The organism is Sphingobacterium sp. UGAL515B_05 (assembly GCF_033097525.1).
In the GTDB taxonomy this organism is placed as follows: domain Bacteria; phylum Bacteroidota; class Bacteroidia; order Sphingobacteriales; family Sphingobacteriaceae; genus Sphingobacterium.
In genome coordinates, this window is record NZ_CP109907.1 from 4,667,630 (window position 1) to 4,688,154 (window position 20,525).

Genomic DNA, 20,525 nt, shown 5'->3' on the forward strand with positions numbered 1-20,525 from the left:
TTTTAAGCCAAAAAAATTAATCATTTTCCAAATCCATGATTTCTTCCGCCAACTGCTCCCAACTCTCCTGGAATTGTGTCAATAATGCCTTTGCTGAGTTGTAAGAACGTGTAGTTTCCTGTAACTTAGTCGCATCCGAATAAACCGCTTCGTCCGCAAGCTTCGATTCTAAGTTTTTGACTAAAATTTCCTGCTCCTCAATTTTTTGTTCAAAAGACGTTAGCTCCTTATTTTTCTTGCTCAACAAACGTGTCTTATCTTCCGTAAGTGGATGTTTCTCCTTCTTTACTTTGGGTTCTTCCTTGACTTTTTTCTCGGTTTTTACCTCCGTCTTCACAACGCGTTTTGCAGCCCATTCTTCATATTCCTGGTAAGTACCTGGGTACTCCTTGATCTGTTTGTCTTCAATGTACCAGATTTTGTTCGCCACATTGTCCAAGAAATACCGGTCGTGGGATACAACGATAAATGTACCTTCGTATTGCTGCAAAGCCTGGATCAGAATGTTGACAGACTGCATATCCAAGTGGTTGGTAGGTTCATCAAGCGCTAAGAAGTTCGCGTCTGCGGTTAATGCTTTTGCAAGAGCCACACGTGATTTCTCACCTCCGGAAAGTACTTTGATCTTTTTGAAAGCATCGTCTCCGGTGAATAGAAAACATCCAAGAATGGAGCGCAATTCGGTCTCTGTATGCTTCGGTGCAAAAGTTTGTAACTCGGCAAGGATGGAATTTTCCAGGTGTAAGGCTTCCAGCTGATGTTGTGCAAAAAATGTTTGCGACACGTTGTGTCCCTGTTCTGCCTTTCCTTCAAACTCGTGATCCGCATTGGCCACGATACGTAAGAGGGTAGATTTACCTTTACCATTGGCACCAATTAGTGCAATCTTATCACCCTTTTCTATAATTGCTGAGGTATTTTTTAAGATCTCCAGGTTAGGGTAGGACTTGGAAATATTTTCCAACGTCACAACGTGACGACCTGAAGGTTTTGAAAATTTAAAGCTGAAGTTTACCGTCGGATTGTCATCGTCAACATCGTCAATTCTCTCCAAGCGATCCAACGCTTTGATCCGCGACTGCGCCATTTTGGCTTTGGAAGCCTTAGCACGGAAACGCTCAATTAAACGTTCTTCCTGTTTTATCTTGGCTTGCTGGTTTTTAAACTGATTGGCCTGCAATTCATTCCGTAATTCCTTCTCTTCAAGATAAAAACTGTAATTACCTGCATAAAGTGTTAATTTTCCTTTACGTGATTCTACTGTTTTCTTGATGATGCGGTCAAGGAAATATCGATCGTGGGAAACAATCACAATGGCGCCATCAAATGCTTGCAGATAGTTCTCCAGCCATTTGATGGAAGGTAAGTCCATGTGGTTGGTCGGCTCATCCAGTAACAGAATATCCGGAGTTTGCAATAAGATGCGGGCAAGCATAACCCGCATACGCCATCCTCCAGAGAAAGTTGCCAATGGTCTTTTTTGTTCTTCTTCTGAAAAACCTAGACCAGCAAGGATTTCATGGGCCTTAAATTCGATGTTATAACCATCTAAGGCCTCAAATTCTACTTGTTTATCGCTTAGTTTATTCAGGATGTCATCCGAATAATCTGTTTCTAGTTTGTGGAGTAAGTCCTCGATTTCGGCATGTAATTGATTTTGGCGCTCAAAAGCTTCCATAGCAACATGCAAAATGCTTTTGTCCGAATGGTAAGACAATAAGTCCTGGTTTAAATAACCAATCTTAAGGTCCTTCGCCATGGAAATCGTTCCTGATGTGGGCGTATATTGACCGACAATAAGGCGAAGTAAAGTTGATTTACCTGTACCATTGGCACCGATCAAGCCAACTTTATCTCCTGGTTTGATATGCCAGTTTGCTTCGTCATATAAAGCGCGAGATCCTATTTCAAATGTTAAATTATTTATTGATATCATTTCAACTGCAAAAGTACAAAAGTAATGAATATTTCTTCTTCTTTGAGTAACTTTGCGATTATGTATAAATTAGTCAAACCTATATTCTTTACAATGAATCCGGAGACGGCTCACCATAAAGTGACCGGTGGATTGAATGTTTTCTCAAAAATTTGGGGCGCCAAACAATTATTGAACGCTTTTTTTACCGTGGAAGATCCACGTTTGGAACGCGAAGTCTTTGGATTGAAATTTAAAAATCCTGTGGGCCTTGCTGCTGGCTTTGATAAAAATGCGGAATATATTGCAGATATGACTAATTTGGGATTTGGTTTTATCGAAATTGGAACGGTAACTCCTAAGCCGCAACCGGGAAACGATAAACCCAGGATGTTCCGACTTGTTTCCGATGAAGCTTTGATCAATAGAATGGGATTTAATAATCAAGGGGCAGACGTTGCCGCCACAAGATTGAAAAATCTAAAGGATCGAAAAGGATTGTTAATAGGGGGGAATATCGGTAAGAATAAGGTGACGCCTAATGAGGAAGCTGTCAATGACTACATTTATTGCTTCAATGCATTGTTTGACTACGTGGATTATTTTGTGGTCAATGTGAGCTCCCCGAATACACCGGGCTTACGCGATTTGCAGGAAAAGGAACCTTTAAAACATCTATTAAATACTTTACAAAGCCTCAATGTCGCTAAAACAGCTCCGAAGCCAATTCTGCTTAAGATAGCACCTGATTTGACGGATAGTCAATTGGATGATATCGTCGAGATCGTATTGGAGACACAAATTGCAGGCGTCATCGCAACAAATACAACAATTTCAAGAGAAGGCTTAAAGAGTCAACAGGAACTGATTAATGAAGCGGGCGGGGTAAGTGGACGTCCTTTGACCAAGCGTTCAACAGAAGTTATTCGCTACTTAAGCGAAAAGTCCAACAAGGCATTTCCTATCATTGGTGTAGGGGGGATTCATTCGGCGAAAGATGCCATAGAGAAGTTAGATGCAGGAGCCAGTCTCATTCAAGTTTATACCGGTTTTATCTACGAAGGTCCAGGCTTGATTGCAAAGATTTGTAAAGGCATATTGCAGACAGGAAGATAAGGATTAGCATGGCAGTTGATTTTGATCTGAAAGATTTCTTGGATAAGAAAGTTGATGAATATAATCAACCTGGTTTTATTCCAAATGATCCCATATCGATTCCGCATCAATTTTCAACGAAGCAGGACATTGAAATCATGGGATTCTTGGCTTCGATTATGGCCTGGGGCCAACGGAAGACAATTATCAATAAATGCAAAGAGCTCATCGTTCGAATGGATGGCGAGCCATACGATTATATCATGAATCATCAAGAACAGGATCTAAAAAGTTTATTGGGATTTAAGCATCGTACGTTTAATGATACAGATATTCTTTATTTTGTTTCTTTTTTTAGGCATCACTATCAGCATTTCGAATCTTTGGAAGATGCTTTTCTCGTAGGGCAGGAGAGCAGGCAAGAGGTCGACTTAGAAATGGCGCTGAATGCCTTTAAAACCTATTTCTTTTCGTTGCCTGATTATCCTGTTCGCACACGGAAACACATTAGTAGTCCAGCACAGAAGTCAACCGTCAAGCGGATCAATATGTTTTTACGCTGGATGGTCAGAAAAGATACAAATGGGGTAGACTTTGGAATTTGGCACCGTCTGTCCCCAAAAGATCTAATCTGTCCGTGCGATGTCCATGTTGAGCGCGTTGCCCGTAAATTTGGTCTAATTACATTGGATAAAGTGAATTGGAAAACAGCCCAGGAATTAACGGCCAATCTACGCCTACTAGATCCGTTGGATCCGGTCAAATATGATTTTGCGTTGTTTGGCTTAGGCGTAGAAGGGGAAATGTAAAATTAAGACGTGAAGAAAAAAGCGTCCTTGTCAACTATAGCTGGCAAGGACGCTTTTTTTTATACCGGAACCAATGGTAAGATGCTGCAGGGGTAGCTAGATTATACAAGCTTGTCGATCTTGATCAGGAGGTCAACCAAACGATTAGAATAACCAAATTCATTGTCATACCAGCCCACAACCTTGACTAGACCACCCACTACCGAGGTTAACTGGGCATCAAATACACATGAATAGGGGTTATTGATGATATCTACCGAAACTATGGGGTCTTCTGTATAAAATAATACATTTTTTAAGTCGTTTTCTGCTGCAGCTTTGAACGCTTTATTAATTTCTTCTACCGTGGTTTCTTTCTCAAGTGTACAGGTAAAGTCCGTCAATGAGCCATTGAGTACAGGTACACGTATGCCTGCGCCCCCTAATTTATGCTGCAAATGTGGAAAGACATTGGTTATCGCCTTAGCAGCACCAGTGGTTGTTGGAATGATCGCCGACGATGCTGCTCGCGCTCTCCTTAAATCTTTATGTGGTGCGTCGTGAAGATTCTGGTCTCCAGTCATGGAGTGAACCGTGGTAATATAGCCATCTTTGATGCCCCAATTTTCATCCAATATTTTAACTAGGGGAGCAACATTGTTTGTTGTACAGGAGGCATTGGATAAAATCGAAGCAGATAGATCAATGACACAATCATTAATGCCCAATACCACTGTTGGAATGTCTTTATCTTGTGCCGGTGCGGAAATAATCACTTTTTTTGCACCAGCTTCCAAGTGCAGCGACGCTTTGTCACGACTGGTAAAGTAACCCGTAGATTCTATGACGACATCAATTTGAAGCGCCCTCCAAGGCAATGCCGCAGGATCTTTTTCATTGGTGACCAAGATGGAAAGATCATTGACAATAATATGTTTGTCATCGTGGGTCACAGTACCAGGAAAAGGACCATGTACAGAATCATATTTAAATAGATGGGCCAACGTCTTGGTGTCTGTCAGATCATTGATAGCGATGACATTCAATTCATCGAAAGCCCCTCTTAAAAAGATATTACGTAGTGTATTTCTACCGATACGTCCGAATCCATTGATTGCTATGTTTAGCATTTCAGATTATTTATGAAATTGGCTTATTGCATCGTTAATATTTTTTTCACCTTCCCAATGTGCTTTTAGCTTTCCATCCGCACCATACACATAATTTGCCGGAAATTGTGAAGGCACATGGATTGTTTGTATAAACGTTTGGTCTTTATCAATCAATACCTCTACGTTAGATGCTTTGGATAGTTTAGGAGCGAATGTGTCAAAAAAACCTAATACTAATGCCGGGTCATTCATTGAAATATAATAGATATTGACGTCTTTTAGACGATCAATATTCTTTTCTAGCTCCGTAGCTTCATGTTGACAATGACTACATCCTGGATCAAATAGAATAAAAACGGTATTCTTGTCTTTGGCAACGTTTTCCTGCGTAACTCTGATGCCCGAACGAAGCTGATAAAATGTGAAATTAGGGAGAATGGCTGCAGGGTCGGAAGATTGCGTTGGTGCAGCTTGACTATGGTCGTGGCCTGCATGATCGTGACCTGCATGATCGTGACCTGCATGATCATGGCTTTCAGCGCTGGCTTCCTGGGTCGTATTTGAAGTATGATCTGTTTTCGGTTTGTTGTTATTGTTACATGAGTAAAGGATGCTGGCTGTCAATACCGCTGTAACTCCTAAGATTATTTTTTTATTCATAAACTACCTGTGCTTTTAAATCAGTGTTAGTGATTTGTTATTTTTATTATTCATTCAAATAGATTACTTCATTTTTCAAAGAAATATGAAGTAATCGATTGCATTAATGGGTCAAAACTATGAAAAAAATGGGATTCTCTACCTTTCAATTTCATTTATGACAGTTTACTGGATATCGATGCTTTTTATAGTTCAGTAGTTTAAAAGCCATGAACTATATTTAATCAATGATATCTAGTTTATCACGAGATGATTCCGGGTCTATTAATGAGGTCGATTGGATGATTTCCGGTGTGCTTCTTCCGAATTCGATGCTATAAACTTTAAGTAGAACGCCAACGCAAGATAGAATTAGAGGTCCAAATATCAGTCCCAACATACCAAACAGATTTAGTCCCAGTAAAACGCCAAATACGGTGATTAAGGGGTGGACATCCCCCAATTTTTTCAATATGGTAAAACGAAGCACATTATCTATACTTCCAATAATAATGATCCCGTATAAAGCAAGACCTATGGCGTTTCCGGACTGACCATTTGCAAGAAGAAAGAGAGCCGCAGGTAAATAGACTACCATCGTTCCCAAAATAGGTATTATTGTGGAAACTGCCGTGAGGATACCAAGGAAAATAGGACTTTCTAACCCAAAAAACCAATAGCCGAGGCCCGCAACGATACCCTGACACATGGCCAAAATGGGAATACCAATTGCATTGGATTTGACCATCATGTCAAATTCTTTCCATAACTCCGCTTTACTTGCTTTGGTGAAAGGAATCGCTTGATAGATCGTTTCTTCTAGTTTTTTGCTGCTTACGAGCATAAAATAGAGGACAAATAATGCAACGAGTACATTGACACCTACCTCCGCAACGGAATTCAGAATATTGGGAATAAATTTAGCTGCTCGCTGGAGGGCTTGCATTAATGCTGTATCTGAAAGGTCTATATTACTTAAGTACGGACTATCTTTTAAATAGGTCTTAACAGAGTCAAACTTCTGCATTAGTTCATCTTTGTTACTAACAACTTCCGTTACCTGAGGTACCATATAGTTGATTAAAAGATAGAGTGGGCCAACTAAAAAAATAATTGTCAGTAAGATCAACAAGATACTGGCTAATGATTTATTCCATTTTTTTTCTTCGGTAAGTTTATGATTGATCTTTCTAAAGAGAATGTAAAGTGTTATCGCCCCCAAAAAACCAGGTAAATAATAAAATAGGCTTGTAAAGATCAATATGCATATCGCTACAATAATGAGGATAAGCATAATTTGATTAATGGAATTATTGTTGATTTGTTTATATTTCATATAGCTGACAAATGTACTGTCTTTTGATGTGTGTTTATCGTATGACAATATTTTTTTGGAAAAGTTTTATAAAGTTAAATTAAACTTCCTTTTTTATAATTTCAATGATTTTTTAAATTTCTTTTCTGATTTTGCCGCTGGGATCAAATCTGTACCATTAGACCTAATGTGGGTTTACTTTCAAAGAAGAATTATTCACCGAGCTGAGCATCGAACAACTGACCTTCTTTATTGCCTGGACCATGTTTTCCAAAACAATGCACCCCCATGTTGGCGATCGGTGATTTTTGTGGTTTATACCTGTATTGAAACCCAATTGTTCTGCCTTCGTCTTTTATTGCGGGAAAGAGGATTAAGCGCTGCTCGAAAATCTTAGTTTTGGTTCTGAGGCATAAGAATTTCTTTTAAAATAGTCAGGATATCATACTGCTTGATAAAGAGCATGGAATGTGTAGGCCGGGATACATCGGATCCGCTGTCAGATTGCGTATTCCTGCTATTGGTTTTAATTCCCTTATGAAAAAAAGGATGAGACCCTTTTCCTTTTTTATTGTTTGAAAATAAGCCCATAATCTTTTGTGTTTTGGTTATTGCGGCTATCCTGTGAAGAATGTGACCGCAATAACTAATATACAAAATAACTTTGGATCTTAATTAATAAATATTTGACTACCATGCTCCTCGTCTTTTTCAATTGAAAGAGATACAGGAATACGTTCTTTGAGCTCTTCAACATGAGAAATAATGCCTACGATCCGGTTTTCTTTATGCAGATCCAATAGTGTTTCAAAAACGATATTCACGGAAGTGATGTCTTGGGTTCCAAAACCTTCATCAATGAAGAAAAAGTTTTTAGCTGCTTTTGTATTTGATTGTACACTTTCTGCGAGTGCCAAGGCTAAGCTTAAGGACACTTGAAAAGCCTGTCCTCCCGATAGGGTTTTTACACTTCGGCTTTTCCCTTCATTTAAATAATCTATAATCTCAAATTCATTGTTTTCATTTATCTGCAAGCTAAGTTGATTCCGAGTCATGCGATGAAAACGTATATTGGCATGATCGCATAATTGGCGGAGATAAATTGAAGAAATGTATTGCACAAACCCCGCACCTTTAAATAGATTGACGAGCTGTTTTAAATTGTCATTGCGCAAATTTAACTTCACATGTTGTTGCAGAAGGGCCTCTTTTTTAGTATATGATACCATCAATTGATCAAGTTCTTGTCTAAGCTTGGCAACATTTTCAGTACTTTTTTTCAATTCTCGGGCACTTTCTTCCAAAGCCTTTGCCTGTTCGTTAAAAATCGATTCATCATACACTTGATCAACAAGCTTATTTTCCAGTTGGGCAATCTGCACCTTGACAGATTCAAACTGAATTTGAAATTGTTCAAGTTCGAGCCGGATCTGCTGCACAGGTAAGTTTTGGGATAGTATCTGTTTAATCTCTTCTATACTGCTAAAAGATGAAGTTACGACAAGTCTCTGTAGCGTTGTTTCAACGTCTAGATTTTCATGTTTGATTGTTTCAAGTCGCTCAATGATCGTGTCAACAAGGCTATTTTGTGCTGCGAATTGATTGTTTAACTCGTTTAGTTTCTCGTTTATCGCAAGATAGTCTCTCTCTATTCTTATATTTGAAATCTTTATGGTGTTATATTCCTGTTCGACAGTTTCGGGTTCTTTCGATTGGTAATCGAACCAGCTCAGCTGTTTTAAGTTTCCAATATTTTGATTGATCTGCGCTTGCTTACTTACCTCGTCGCGTTCAAATTGGCTCAGGGCTTTATGGTACTTATCCAGTTTTTCCTCGACCGATGCTAATGTTACCTGATCGTTTGTAAGCTGTTGTTCTAGGATCAGGATTTGGGCTTCAATTTGGGAAAGCTCGTTTTTTTTGGAGACATAGATAGACTCATCTGTGCTGCTGTAACCTGGCCATATAAATTCAGTTAAATGTGCCATTTTGTTGGACTTGTTCAACTGAATTTTTGTGTTCAACTCATGCTGCTGATCTGTCAATGATTGCAAACGAAGGACGAGTTTCTCCACTTGAAATTTCTGATCCTGCTTTTGTTTAAGGAGTTCATTTGTCTCTTTGATCAGTTTTTCATGCGCAAGGATCTCTAGTGAAATATCTTGCCCATGGTTGACCATCGGGTGTTCCAATGCGCCACATAGGGGGCACGGTGATCCTTCTCTCAGATTTTCCGCATATTGAGTTAATCGTTGCTGCAAGAGCAGATGGGACTTTTCATCCTGTAACGTGTGGAGCTTTTGCTCCATTTCCTGTAGTGCAATAGAATGACCTGAGTGAAACTCTTCCAGGTCACTATGGAAGTTGTGTAATTGTTGTCTGATTTGGCTCGCATTGTCTTCTAATTCAAGCGACTGTTTATTAAGGTCTTGCTCTTGTTGTTGTATCCCCTGTTGTTTGGTATACCATTGACCTAATTCCATTAATTCTTGAGCCGAAGGTTTAGATCGCTTTAAACCTGCAATTTCACGCTCAGTTTCATGGATTTTTGCTTTATAGTGTATTTGTTCCTCTTTTGCGTTCTCAACAAAATTACGTCCTTTCTGGGCACGGTCTTGTAGGCCTTTAATTTCATTGGAAAAAACGATCAATTGCCGTATCAGTTCAAGATCCAACTCCTGAATATGACGTTGCGGTAGTAGTTGATATTCAGGTTTAAGTACATTTAGACGAGCTTGATGCTCCTGTACGAGTTGTTGAATTTCGCGCTTCTTTACTTTTTCGTTTTCTAATTTCCTTTGTGTTGATTCATTCTCCAAATCTAATTTTTCTTTGGACTTGAGGCTCAGCATAAATGTTGATTGGGCTTCTTCGAATCGGTTTAACTGTAGCCTTAAAGCCTCTTTTTGCGGTTCCTGTGCAAGTAATTGCTTGTACTGCGAATTCATTTTGTTTAATTCAAGAAAATCTGCCTTGAGTTTTTGAAGGCTCAAGAATTTCTCATGCTGCAGCTTATGTGACGATTCTATCGCGGCGAAAGAGTGAATTTCTGTATGTAGATTTTCGCTGGTTGTTTTGATAAGTTCTGCAGTGATCTCCTCAAATCCTAGTAATTGGCCATTTAAGTGATCCAATTCCGACTGATTTCTCTTATATAGATTGGAAACTTTGTCCTGTAGGTCAAATCGATGTAACTGAAAGATCTCCTTCATCATATCCGTGCGTTCCTTGGCACCAAGTTCTATAAACTCCTTGAACTGTCCTTGTGGAATGATGATCGTTCTCTTGAAGTTCTCATAGCTTAACCCTATTATCTGCTGTGTATTACTGCTCTCTAATGGAACCCATGCTTCATTTATTTTCTCGTAGAGTACGACGGTAGGCGATTTGACATCATCGAAGTTTTTGGAGTTACGTTTAAATTCACGGGTGACTTTGAATGTACGGTCTTCAAAGTTGACGAAATCAAGTTCAATATACGATCGGTTTGACTTGAGATTCATCATGTTGTATGCCCGTTTGTCACGCGCATTTAGACGTTCTGTTTCTCCAAATAGGGCGTACGTAATGGCTTCCAATATGGACGATTTACCCGAGCCAACGGCACCAAAAATACCAAAAAGCCCCGCTTCAGAAAGCACGGTAAAATCAATAGTTTGACGATCCTGATAGGAATAGATACCTTCTAATATTAGCTTTAATGGAATCATGGAATTAAGAATTTAGTATTTCGCGAAAAAGAGTAATGATATCGTCGTTGGGTGCTTGATTGGCGTTTTTGGATTTGAAATAATCTTGAAATAATGCAGACATGTCTTGTGTGAGATTGATTTCTTTGGTGTCAAGAGATTCGCCATTGCTTTGTTTAATTACAGGAATTAGGTAGATAATTCCTGTATGGGCTTGGTAGATCCGCTTGCGATCTTCGGCTTTTAGGAATGTGTCTGATTTCAATGTAAGCTCTACCAAGGCATTGGGATTTTCTGACAACCAGGAAATGCAGCGTTCAATATCGTCGAAAGTTTTTCTGAGCAATGGTTTACCTTGCGTTAAAGGGATTCTATCCACAACGGCTTGATTACCTGCAGACACGTCGACTAGTGCTACGTATTTGGTCTGTCCGGCTTCCGAAAAGCTGTAGCATAGGGGAGATGAAGCATAAATAGCTGGTTTTTCAGAAGAACCGATGTTTTTATAGGCATGGAGATGCCCTAAGGCTGTATATTGTACCTGAGCCGGAATAGCCTGCGAATAGATCAAGTCTGCATTTCCGATTCTGACCGGCTTTTCGCCATCCGGTTCTTCTAAAAGCGGACTGCCGAATTTATTCATGTAAAGATGCGCGGTTAATATATTAACGCCATTTTCATCGCAGTATCTGTCGGCAAGCTTTTCCCAATTTGCGGCTAAAACCTCATTTAACTTACTTTCTTTTTCTTCGCCTAAATATTGTTTTAGACGGATCTCATTTGCGTACGCGGTGTGAAGAATACGAATCGGGTAATCATATTGAGGCAAGTTTAGTTCGATAAAGCCGTTGTCTGCCCGTAAAACAGAGAATCCCTCCGTAGCAAAGGGAGTCACAAGAGCATTGGGATGACCGATTAAGATAATGCCAGATGCCCTTGCCAATGGGTCAGGAGCATCAATCAAATGTGGTGAATCATGATTGCCCGCGATTGCTATTACTGGGCGTATGCCATTCTTGGTAAGACGCTTGATTGTTCGGTAGAATAGCTCGATGGCTTCCACACCGGGATTGAAGGCATCGAACAGATCTCCTGCGATGATTACGAGATCCACGTTTTCCCGGTCTGCGATATCAACGATTTCATCCATGACCAGTACTTGTTCATCTATCCGGGAGAAACTGTCCAATCGTTTTCCTAAATGCCAATCGGCGGTATGCAATATTTTCATGTGAGAGCTTGGATATTTTGCGCAATGTTACAAACTAAGATAAATTTGGCATGAAATGCAATTATAATTGGATGGAATCGCATAAATTATTGCTGCATAGATTTAACTGTGTAGGGTTAGCCCCAGCCTAATGCGGTTTTAATGAAATGTTAAAACATGTTAAATACACCTTCTAAAAGTCATTTAATTGTATTTTTAGTGCTCCAAAATTAAGCTAGATCATCATAGACGAGAAGTATGCGAAAAGTTTTTCTATATATGTTTTTTTTCTTTATGCTATTGATGCGTGTAAATGCGCAGGAGATACAAGCGATTAAAGGAGAAACTGCTTATCCTTTTTTATTGAAAGATGCCGCACCGGATTCGTTGGAATCTGAAAAACAGCCTGTATTTGTGTTTCTGCATGGAAGAAGTTTGTCGGGGACAAACTTAGATCGTGTAAAGCGTTACGGTGTTTTGTATGCAATTAACAAAGGTCAGGAGGTGCCTGGGATAATTGTTGCGCCACAGTCCCGGGGAGGATGGGATCCGGACAAAGTAATCGAAATTATTGACTATGTTATTGAACATTACAATGCTGACCCCGACCGTATTTACGTTTGCGGCATGAGTATGGGGGGCTATGGCACCATGGATGTGGCTGGTAAATATCCCGAAAGGGTGGCTGCTGCAGTAGCAATATGTGGCGGTGGGTCAAGTCAGTATGCCTCCAACCTGACGCAGGTGCCGATATGGCTTCATCATGGTACCGCTGATCGTGCAGTGCCAATTTCGGAGTCCAGAAAAATTATGAATGCGATCAAAAGAGAAGATCCGGATGCAAATGTGAGCTTAAATGTGATAAAAGGGGGGACCCATGGAAGTGTGGAGCGATTGTTCCATGATGATGCAATTTACAATTGGATGTTGAAGTTTAAGAAAAAGCATAAATCTTAGGGGCGTGTTGGTCCGGTAGCGGTGTATCGAAAGACAATTTATAAATAAAAAAGCCTGATGAAGTATTTCCATCAGGCTTTTTTTATTTATTAGCCTTCGTGATCAAATGCAGTCGGTCTTTTTTGAAATTGCGCCATCAATATATTAGGTTGATGAATCAAGTGTGTCTTTGCGAGATATTCGGAGTTGTCGGCATAAATAAACAACAAGGTTCCATCTTTGATGGTGTTAATAATCGGGCCTGCAAACTCCCTTGGTACTGCGGGGCAGCCGTAGCTTTTACCGAGTCTGCCTAAACTTGCTATTGTTCCTGTGCTACAGTAATCGGCGCCATGCATCACAACGTATCTTGCTTTTGCATTGTCATTTATACCTTCTTCAAGACCATTTAATACCAAGGAGTAGCCATTCTCGCCGTTGTACGTGTTTTCTGTTGTGAAGAACCCTAAAGAACTTTTAAGTGACTCCTGTTGATTTGAAAAATTGACGGCATAGTTTTCTCCGCTATTTTTTCCATGCGCAACCAGTGTGTTGAAAAGTACTTTTTTGTGCGCAAGGTCGAGTACAACAAGCCTTTTTTCCGTTGATGCCAATGAAAAGTCAATGACCGTCATGATGTCCTTGTTATGGATCGGAAGTTCTTTTCTGCCTTCCATTGCTTGGCGAAATGCTTCGTATTTTAATACTTTGCCTAGATTCATTTCATCATACAACGAGTCAACTTCGGTGCGTTGACGTTCGACATTGATACGATGAGTGCTGGTGGTTTGTTGATCTGTTGTTTTTAATTCTTCTTGTGAGGACAATGCTGTATTAAGTGCCATCAAAAGAAACATAAACGTATTTCCCATTCTTCTCCCTTTTCTGTGTAGATGTTTACAAAATTAATTATTAAAGTTAATACATATTTGATTTACAGAATGTTAAATATTGTTAATCAATAACAACGACCAGCGAAGCGAGGTCTTTTGACCGTTTATAGACAAATTGAGCGTGAGATGACGCATTTCTGACGCACATATGTGACTTGGGTGTTGTGCCTAGGCTCTCACTATATTCGATAATGCTGCCATTGGGATTGTTGACTGGAACTCCATGTATATAGGCTCCGGCGGTAAATCGGGTGGCATAAGGCGCGAATCCGGCGTAAGTTTTGGTGCCGTCTTCATAATAAAACATCTTGGATTTGTGTTCCTGGACAACAAAAAGGCCTGTTGGAGTTTCCTGGGCATGGGGAGGTTTGTGCCGACCACTCGTCACAGGATTCATGCTTCGGATAAGCCATTCGTTTCCGACTTTTTCCAAGGTGCAGATATTTTGGTTTCTCACATCGACGATATTGATGATCTTGAACTGCACGGTGTCGCTAATAATACGGAGATATCTTTTGGGAACCGTATATTTTCCTTCGAATGAAATACCTTCAATCGGGATTCGAGCGATGCTGTCGGGGCCTTGTATGCGGACGAGCCAGCCGTCCCGACCGTAACGAACAGCTTTAGTGCTGGTAAGATCGTAGAGTGGTGCCGCTTGATAGCGTTCGACGTTGAAACTGTCGGATACGCGTTTATAAGAGTCCCGTTTATAGTCCTGTATTGTTGGGGCTTCGCCTTTTTCATTTTGATAATTCTGTAGAACCCCATATAGCGATGGCGTCTGTTGAAAATTTTCGATAAAGGCCAGGCGTTCTTTGATCTTTTCCCATTGAAAACTGCGTGTGGTGTCTTTGTAAGGATAGCTGTCTTCCAGGGTGTATTTGTTGTAAAGCAGCTCTTTTTTTAAGATAATATCCTTAGCGGTAAATATTTTTTTCTGCTCAACCTGCTCTTTAGGTGGAGTAGGTTTTTGCTGCTCAGTTTGCTGATTGGTTTTTCCTGTGTTTTTCTTGTCCTGCTGGCATCCCGGCAATAGAAACAATATGCTTAGTATTAAACAGGTTAATCTTCGATTCATATATGGAAGTATAGATTATCGTTTTATACCTTAAACTTAGATAATTAGTTTATTATTTGCAATTTTATTGCAGTTGAAGGAAATAGATTTGCTGTTAAACCTTACTATTCGTTTTGTGAACTGTAACAGATTTTCAATGATGAGGTGTTTATTGGAGTAAAATTTTATTTTAAGGAGCTGTCTTGGACGCGGGGGAGATATTTCTTCGATGATGGATAAAAAGTTAGTTTTGTGATCTGAAATAAATGATATGGACAAAATTGTTATTTGCTCGGCGGTGATGCTTGCTCCGGAAGGAGATTTGCTAATGGTTCGTAAAAAAGGGTCTAGCTATTTTCAGCTACCTGGAGGGAAGGTGGGGCTGGAAGAAAGCCGTGAGCAGACCTTAATTCGTGAACTGAAAGAGGAGCTTCGGTATGATGTGAGCAGCATGGAAATAAGCTTTATCGGTAGTCACAGTACACAGGCTGTAAATGAGGTAAATACGGTGGTCGTGGGCTATATCTATTTAATTAAACTGGCAGAGCGTCATGCATTTGAGCCTTATGAAGAACTGGAAGAAGTGCTGTGGATCAGTAGAGCTGATTGGCAAAGTTACCAATGGGCACATCTGGCATCCGAGTTTGTTCTACCAAAATGGCTTTCGGGTGATTTTGATCGTTAAATCGTGTAGGGTAAACAAATTAAACCTTTGTTTGTTAGAGTTTTATATAAACTATAAATAAACAAAGATTATGGAAAATCAGCTTTTAAAAGGGGCGAAGGACTTTTTTGACGAAGAGGCGGTCGCTCAGATAGGGCAAGTTTTAAATCAGGATAAAGAGGGGGTAAAGCAAGGTTTGAATGTAACAATTCCCGCCTTGTTTTTAGGTTTAAGCCAACATTCCGATTCCGGTAGTGGGTTTTCGGCGCTACTTGAAAGGGCTAAGCAGCACTTTGCGAATTTTGATTTCCACGAGCTTCTCGGTAGTGTGACCAAAGCAGATGAGCCCGCGGGGGATCCTGCTGTGAAAGGCGAGAATGCTCAGGGTTTATTGGGATCAATATTTGGTGGGGGCTTGGATACTGTTTTGAGTACTGTTGCCGGTTATTTGGGGTATGATGGTAGGTCCATTGGGAAATTAATGAATTTTTCTTTGCCCGCGATATTCTCCAGTTTAACAAATAAGGGTCAAAATTGGGATTTTGATCGTATCGGTCATGTTTTGGAGGAAAATAAGACCGCTTTTGCTGCTGCTGTTCCCGCTGGGTTAGGCTTGGGCGCCTTTGGGAAGCTTTTTGATGGTGCACATTTTTCTGCACCGGCGGAATCCGCGACTGAACATGCAATTCCTGCTGATGTTGCTAAGGAGGTGGATAGTCATAAGTCAATATCCATTAATCCGGCAAATGAACTGGAAGCACATAAAGAGCCCTTGTCATTGCCAAGAGCGGAAGAGTCCAGGGCAGCAATCGCTGAAACCGGTTCTGGAAGCGGTTCCGGTGGCGGTTGGTGGAAGATTTTAATCGCCCTGGTCGTATTGGCTGCGCTTTGGTTTTTATTTGGAAAAGGCTGTAGTGGAAGCAAGCAAGACGGTGCTACCGACACCAGTGTAAATAAGACAACGGTAGAGTCAGATTCTATGAAGAAGGGTTCCAGTATGGTCGAGCGCGAGCAGACAGAGGTTATCCTACCTAACGGCGTCAAACTTGCTGCTTTTAAAGGCGGGATAGAGGATCACTTGGTCCAATTTTTAAAATCCGATTATAAATCGATTGGTGAAGATTCCCTGAAAAATACCTGGTTTGATTTCGATAACCTGAATTTCAAAACAGGTACAGCCGAGGTACTGCCTGAAAGTCAGGTGCAACTAAGTAATCTTGCAGCGATATTAAAGGCTTTTTCTGCAGCTAATATTAAGATCGGTGGCTATACAGACAAAACGGGCAATGAGGATTTCAATAAAAAGTTATCGCTTGAGCGGGCAACGGCTGTAAAGGATTACCTGAGTAAAGAGCAGCTTTCCAAACAGGTGATAGGTGCGGAAGGATACGGCTCACAGTTTGCCAAGTATAAGGCCGATGCGCCAGAATCTGATCGTATTATGGATCGGCATGTTTCGATAAGTGTTCGATAATTGTTTTGTGCAGCATAACTAGACCGCTGCGATAATAAAAAAGAGCAGATTCCACCGGAACCTGCTCTTTCCTTTTATGTGTAATGCAATGTTGTTTAGAAACTGTAGACACAGGCCAACAGAAATTGTCCTGCAGATTTGGTTGGGCTTAGATCGTTTTTGATGAATCGTTCGGTATTTCCTTTGTCAATTCTGATTTCGGGAATAAATTTGAATCCATGGTAATTATATTCTGCGGTCAAGGTGGTTGCGAGGATGTTGGAACTAGGGATTCCATTTTCTTCCTCTTTATGCGTTTGGAAAAACTCTTCGCGTAATCCTAGGCCGAAATGTTCTGAAAAATGAATTCTTGGGTAAAGTGCTACTCCAGAGTAACCCCCACCATCTCTCTTTTTATAATTTGTAGCATTTAAACCAAGGAAAAATTTGGAGGTGAAGTCATAATTAGCAACGAGATCGACCAAGGTTCCAGAGCTGTAATTGGTTTTACCGCCAGCAGAGGATCCTGTCAGGAAATTGAGATAAAAGCTGCTTTTATCATTGGGAGTATAGGCCAGTTGGGAGCCGACATGGGAAACTCCGTTCATATCTTGATAGACATTCCAGTCGTTAAATAGTCCGACCATTAAAGCCACTTTGTCTGAGAAACTATACGTAGCTTTTAAACCAGCGTCTTGAAATGGGCCCGCGCCGAATAAATAAGAAGTTGAATAATGGAAGTTGTAGGTTGGTGATATCACTTCAAAACCCACAAATGTTCCCATGAATCCTGCGGTAAGATTGAGTTTCTCGGTTAGATCATAGCCTACATATAGATTTTGGATATGGAAACTGTTTTTGTCGTCGCCAGCCTGGCCATCGCCATTCATAATGGATCGATATTGCCCTCTGGGGCCAAAAGATAATTCTCCGACAAATGATGCTTTTTTAAACTTCTTTTTTACAGCCAAATCCACCATCCCAATAGAGACGGAGTTGTTGTCTTCGGTAAAATAGGTGTTGATATTAGGTTTGTTTTGAAAATCATATTTCCAATAAGTATCCACTGATCCGGATATTTCTATCCCTTTTTCTTTGGTTTCCTCTTGTGCTGTGGTTATTTTTATTAGAAATACTGATAAAATGATGGTTGTTAGAAGTTTTTTCATGTTTTTTTTGGTTTAAGTTTGATTTGTTTGATTTTTTAAGGCTTAATTTGTTTGTTCTGTCTGTTTTGTATTGGTTTTTGTTTAAAAATTTATTGGTAATTATGGTTTTTGTGTTTGTTTTTGTGAAATTATGTAAAAAAAATCATAAAAAATAAAATAACATAGTATTTTTTTAACAAAAAGACTTTATATTTGAAAAAATTATAAGGGAAAGTAGGTTTTTGTTTTGTTCTTGTATTTTTTTAACAATTTTATTAATATATTGAAAACACTAATCAGTTTAAACAAATGAAAAAAATTATTCCACTCATTGTTCTAGTTCTTTTGGGAGTATTGGGACTTGTATTTCCGTCCATCGACTTGTCTGATTTAAACAAGGCAGAATTTGATACGGGAGATACGGCCTGGTTGTTAACTTCTTCTGCATTGGTGTTGATTATGACACCTGGACTTGCTTTTTTTTATGGCGGTATGGTTAGCAAGAAGAATGTAATTTCAACGATGATGCAAAGCTTTATATGTATGTGTTTAATGACAATCCTCTGGGTCATTGTTGGCTTCAGTCTGGCTTTCGGCGATGATATCGGTGGTATTGTCGGTGATCCGCGTACATTTTTTATGATGAAAGGTACATTAGGGAATGTTGCTTGGGGAGCGCTTCCCACTATACCTTTGGTTTTGTTTGCGATGTTTCAATTGAAGTTTGCGATTATCACACCAGCATTGATTACGGGGGCTTTTGCGGAACGTATTCGTTTTAATTCATTTATGCTATTCATTATTCTGTTCAGTATTTTTATTTATATGCCATTGGCACATGCTACTTGGCACCCTGAAGGTATATTAGCAAAATTTGGTGTTCTTGATTTTGCAGGTGGTACCGTTGTTCATATGTCGGCAGGCTGGGCAGCATTAGCGGCAGCAATCTACTTAAAAGGACGTAAAACCCAGATTCATAACCCTGCACGTATCAGTTATGTCATATTGGGTACTGCTTTATTGTGGTTTGGTTGGTTTGGATTCAATGCGGGTTCTGCCGGTGGGGCAAATTCATTGGCGGCTTATGCTTTTGCGACAACAACGACAGCATCGGCAATGGCTGCAATGGCATGGATATTTGTTGATATCATCCGTGGAAAAAAACCTTCTGCAATGGGGGCATGTATTGGGGCTGTTGTTGGTCTGGTGGCAATTACACCTGCCGCTGGTTTTGTAAGCATTCCACATGCGATGATTATCGGTTTGGTGGGAGCATTGGTCAGCAACCTTGTGGTTTATCTCCGAAGTAAAACGAGTATCGATGATACATTGGATGTATTCCCTTGTCACGGTGTCGGTGGTATGGTCGGTATGGTACTTACCGGTGTGTTTGCTCATCATAACATCAACCCTGTTGTAGCGGACAATGGTCTGTTTTTTGGCGAAACTAAATTGTTTTTTGTCCATATGGTCGCGCTGTTTGCGGTGTCATTTTTCGCCTTCGTAGGATCATTGGTTCTGTTAAAAATCACCGATCTAATTGCTCCATTACGCGTTGAAGAAACGGATGAAGAGCTTGGTCTGGATGTTTCTCAGCATGCCGAGGCATTGTAAACTGTCTATAGTATAGTTTCTATCTTATATTTTATCCCAAACAATCCTTTGCTTCGCAATTGTATTGTTTGGGATATTTTTTGCATTTTTGCCAAGGTTAGGAGCTTCGGTAAGCCATGCCTGGCAAAGATTTTTTACATGTGAATTTATGAATACTGCGATTAAAGATACATTGCGTTCTGATTTTGAAAAAATGATGCGTTATTGCCTGCAGAAAAACGGTGATTTTGGTTTTAATCTGTTTGGCGACTATGCCGTATCGGCCTTAAACTTCTACGTTGGGAGTTCGATTTTGCCACCTAATGAAAAGCGTGAGGCAGCTTTATTTTTGGCAGATCTTTACAATGCCGGTATCAGAAATGCAATAAGCCCGGAAGATCTTCAGGAGATCGCAGACGTACTCACACAGGACGCGACGTTAAACTATCAGTTGCTGGCTCCAATTTTCGATTAATGTTTTGTCCATACAAGCTCACCGGTTTCATAGCCGCATTGAAGGGCATACGTTAAAAATTCGTTTCTAATTCGATCTGGAATTTCTGTCTCACGGCCCAATATCCACATATAGTCGAGGTTGTCACCAAAGATAAGTGCATATTTATAATCCGGCGTTATTTTCACTATATTATATCCATTGTAAAATGGACCAAAGAAGGATACTTTAAGCGCGCCTTCCTTGGGGCTGTTGACAAATTTAGCTTTTCCGATAGATTGTTTCCACCGTTCTTTTTCCTCAGAATAACCTTGGTTATTTACGCTTATGCTACCATCTTTATTTTTACTGTACTCGGCGGATACCTGACTTAATCCTCTTTCCCAACGAAAGTCGAGCCGGGCTATTTCATACCATTTTCCAAGATATTTATCCAGATCAAAAGGGTCTACGACATCAGGACGCGAAATGACCGGTTTCAGCGCATTGTATGCGACTGTTCCTAAGGCTACTGTGGCTAAAAGAAGGAGTGATTTTTTCTTATCCATATTCATCTTTTGA

17 protein-coding genes are annotated in these 20,525 nt (G+C 40.1%); 7 read left to right on the forward strand and 10 right to left on the reverse strand.

Annotated features, from left to right (window positions below; translation table 11 throughout):
• Nucleotides 1–16: 16 nt before the first annotated feature.
• Nucleotides 17–1,936, reverse strand: coding sequence for an ABC-F family ATP-binding cassette domain-containing protein (locus OK025_RS19165; RefSeq protein WP_317666224.1), 1,920 nt, complete (start codon nt 1,934–1,936; stop codon nt 17–19).
• 60 nt (nt 1,937–1,996) lie between these two features.
• On the opposite strand from OK025_RS19165, the gene OK025_RS19170 reads away from it, so the two are divergent.
• Both OK025_RS19170 and OK025_RS19175 read left to right on the forward strand, forming a co-directional pair.
• Nucleotides 1,997–3,031 carry a quinone-dependent dihydroorotate dehydrogenase gene (locus OK025_RS19170; protein ID WP_088163570.1) on the forward strand — a complete coding sequence of 345 codons (1,035 nt, stop codon included), beginning with the start codon at nt 1,997–1,999 and terminating at the stop codon, nt 3,029–3,031.
• A gap of 8 nt (nt 3,032–3,039) precedes the next feature.
• Nucleotides 3,040–3,819 (forward strand): TIGR02757 family protein, encoded by a 780-nt coding sequence (locus OK025_RS19175; protein WP_317666225.1) that lies wholly within the window; start codon nt 3,040–3,042, stop codon nt 3,817–3,819.
• Nucleotides 3,820–3,920: 101 nt separating this feature from the next.
• Here OK025_RS19175 and gap read toward each other — a convergent pair whose 3' ends face one another.
• The 5 genes from gap to OK025_RS19200 form a co-directional block, all read right to left on the reverse strand.
• Complete coding sequence (gap, locus tag OK025_RS19180; RefSeq protein WP_317666226.1) at nt 3,921–4,928, reverse strand: type I glyceraldehyde-3-phosphate dehydrogenase; 1,008 nt, start codon at nt 4,926–4,928, stop codon at nt 3,921–3,923.
• Nucleotides 4,929–4,934: 6 nt separating this feature from the next.
• The gene (locus OK025_RS19185) at nt 4,935–5,570 is read right to left on the reverse strand and encodes a TlpA family protein disulfide reductase (RefSeq protein WP_317666227.1); all 636 of its coding nucleotides are present in this window, start codon (nt 5,568–5,570) and stop codon (nt 4,935–4,937) included.
• 220 nt (nt 5,571–5,790) lie between these two features.
• Nucleotides 5,791–6,885, reverse strand: coding sequence for an AI-2E family transporter (locus OK025_RS19190; protein WP_317666228.1), 1,095 nt, complete (start codon nt 6,883–6,885; stop codon nt 5,791–5,793).
• 650 nt (nt 6,886–7,535) lie between these two features.
• Entirely contained in the window at nt 7,536–10,574 is a 3,039-nt protein-coding gene (locus tag OK025_RS19195; protein WP_317666229.1) for an SMC family ATPase, read from the reverse strand.
• A 4-nt stretch (nt 10,575–10,578) separates the two neighbouring features.
• Complete coding sequence (locus OK025_RS19200; protein ID WP_317666230.1) at nt 10,579–11,784, reverse strand: exonuclease SbcCD subunit D; 1,206 nt, start codon at nt 11,782–11,784, stop codon at nt 10,579–10,581.
• A 237-nt stretch (nt 11,785–12,021) separates the two neighbouring features.
• Between OK025_RS19200 and OK025_RS19205 the strand changes: the two genes are divergently transcribed.
• Nucleotides 12,022–12,720 carry a prolyl oligopeptidase family serine peptidase gene (locus OK025_RS19205; protein WP_317666232.1) on the forward strand — a complete coding sequence of 233 codons (699 nt, stop codon included), beginning with the start codon at nt 12,022–12,024 and terminating at the stop codon, nt 12,718–12,720.
• Between the two features lie 89 nt (nt 12,721–12,809).
• Here the strand turns inward: OK025_RS19205 and OK025_RS19210 are convergent, their stop codons facing one another.
• The gene (locus OK025_RS19210) at nt 12,810–13,571 is read right to left on the reverse strand and encodes a murein L,D-transpeptidase catalytic domain family protein (RefSeq protein WP_317666233.1); all 762 of its coding nucleotides are present in this window, start codon (nt 13,569–13,571) and stop codon (nt 12,810–12,812) included.
• Nucleotides 13,572–13,653: 82 nt separating this feature from the next.
• On the reverse strand, nt 13,654–14,673 hold the full coding sequence (locus OK025_RS19215) for a L,D-transpeptidase (RefSeq protein ID WP_317666235.1): 1,020 nt from the start codon (nt 14,671–14,673) through the stop codon (nt 13,654–13,656).
• Nucleotides 14,674–14,923: 250 nt separating this feature from the next.
• On the opposite strand from OK025_RS19215, the gene OK025_RS19220 reads away from it, so the two are divergent.
• Complete coding sequence (locus OK025_RS19220) at nt 14,924–15,337, forward strand: NUDIX hydrolase (RefSeq protein WP_317666236.1); 414 nt, start codon at nt 14,924–14,926, stop codon at nt 15,335–15,337.
• Between the two features lie 70 nt (nt 15,338–15,407).
• Nucleotides 15,408–16,790 carry an OmpA family protein gene (locus OK025_RS19225; RefSeq protein WP_317666238.1) on the forward strand — a complete coding sequence of 461 codons (1,383 nt, stop codon included), beginning with the start codon at nt 15,408–15,410 and terminating at the stop codon, nt 16,788–16,790.
• A 95-nt stretch (nt 16,791–16,885) separates the two neighbouring features.
• Here OK025_RS19225 and OK025_RS19230 read toward each other — a convergent pair whose 3' ends face one another.
• Nucleotides 16,886–17,938, reverse strand: coding sequence for an outer membrane beta-barrel protein (locus OK025_RS19230; protein WP_317666240.1), 1,053 nt, complete (start codon nt 17,936–17,938; stop codon nt 16,886–16,888).
• Nucleotides 17,939–18,226: 288 nt separating this feature from the next.
• Between OK025_RS19230 and OK025_RS19235 the strand changes: the two genes are divergently transcribed.
• Both OK025_RS19235 and OK025_RS19240 read left to right on the forward strand, forming a co-directional pair.
• The gene (locus tag OK025_RS19235; RefSeq protein ID WP_309366187.1) at nt 18,227–19,531 is read left to right on the forward strand and encodes an ammonium transporter; all 1,305 of its coding nucleotides are present in this window, start codon (nt 18,227–18,229) and stop codon (nt 19,529–19,531) included.
• A gap of 148 nt (nt 19,532–19,679) precedes the next feature.
• The gene (locus tag OK025_RS19240; RefSeq protein WP_317666243.1) at nt 19,680–19,985 is read left to right on the forward strand and encodes a hypothetical protein; all 306 of its coding nucleotides are present in this window, start codon (nt 19,680–19,682) and stop codon (nt 19,983–19,985) included.
• Here the strand turns inward: OK025_RS19240 and OK025_RS19245 are convergent.
• Nucleotides 19,982–20,512, reverse strand: a complete 531-nt coding sequence (locus tag OK025_RS19245; RefSeq protein WP_317666245.1) for a lipocalin family protein — start codon at nt 20,510–20,512, stop codon at nt 19,982–19,984. The genes OK025_RS19240 and OK025_RS19245 overlap by 4 nt on opposite strands.
• Nucleotides 20,513–20,525: the final 13 nt, after the last annotated feature.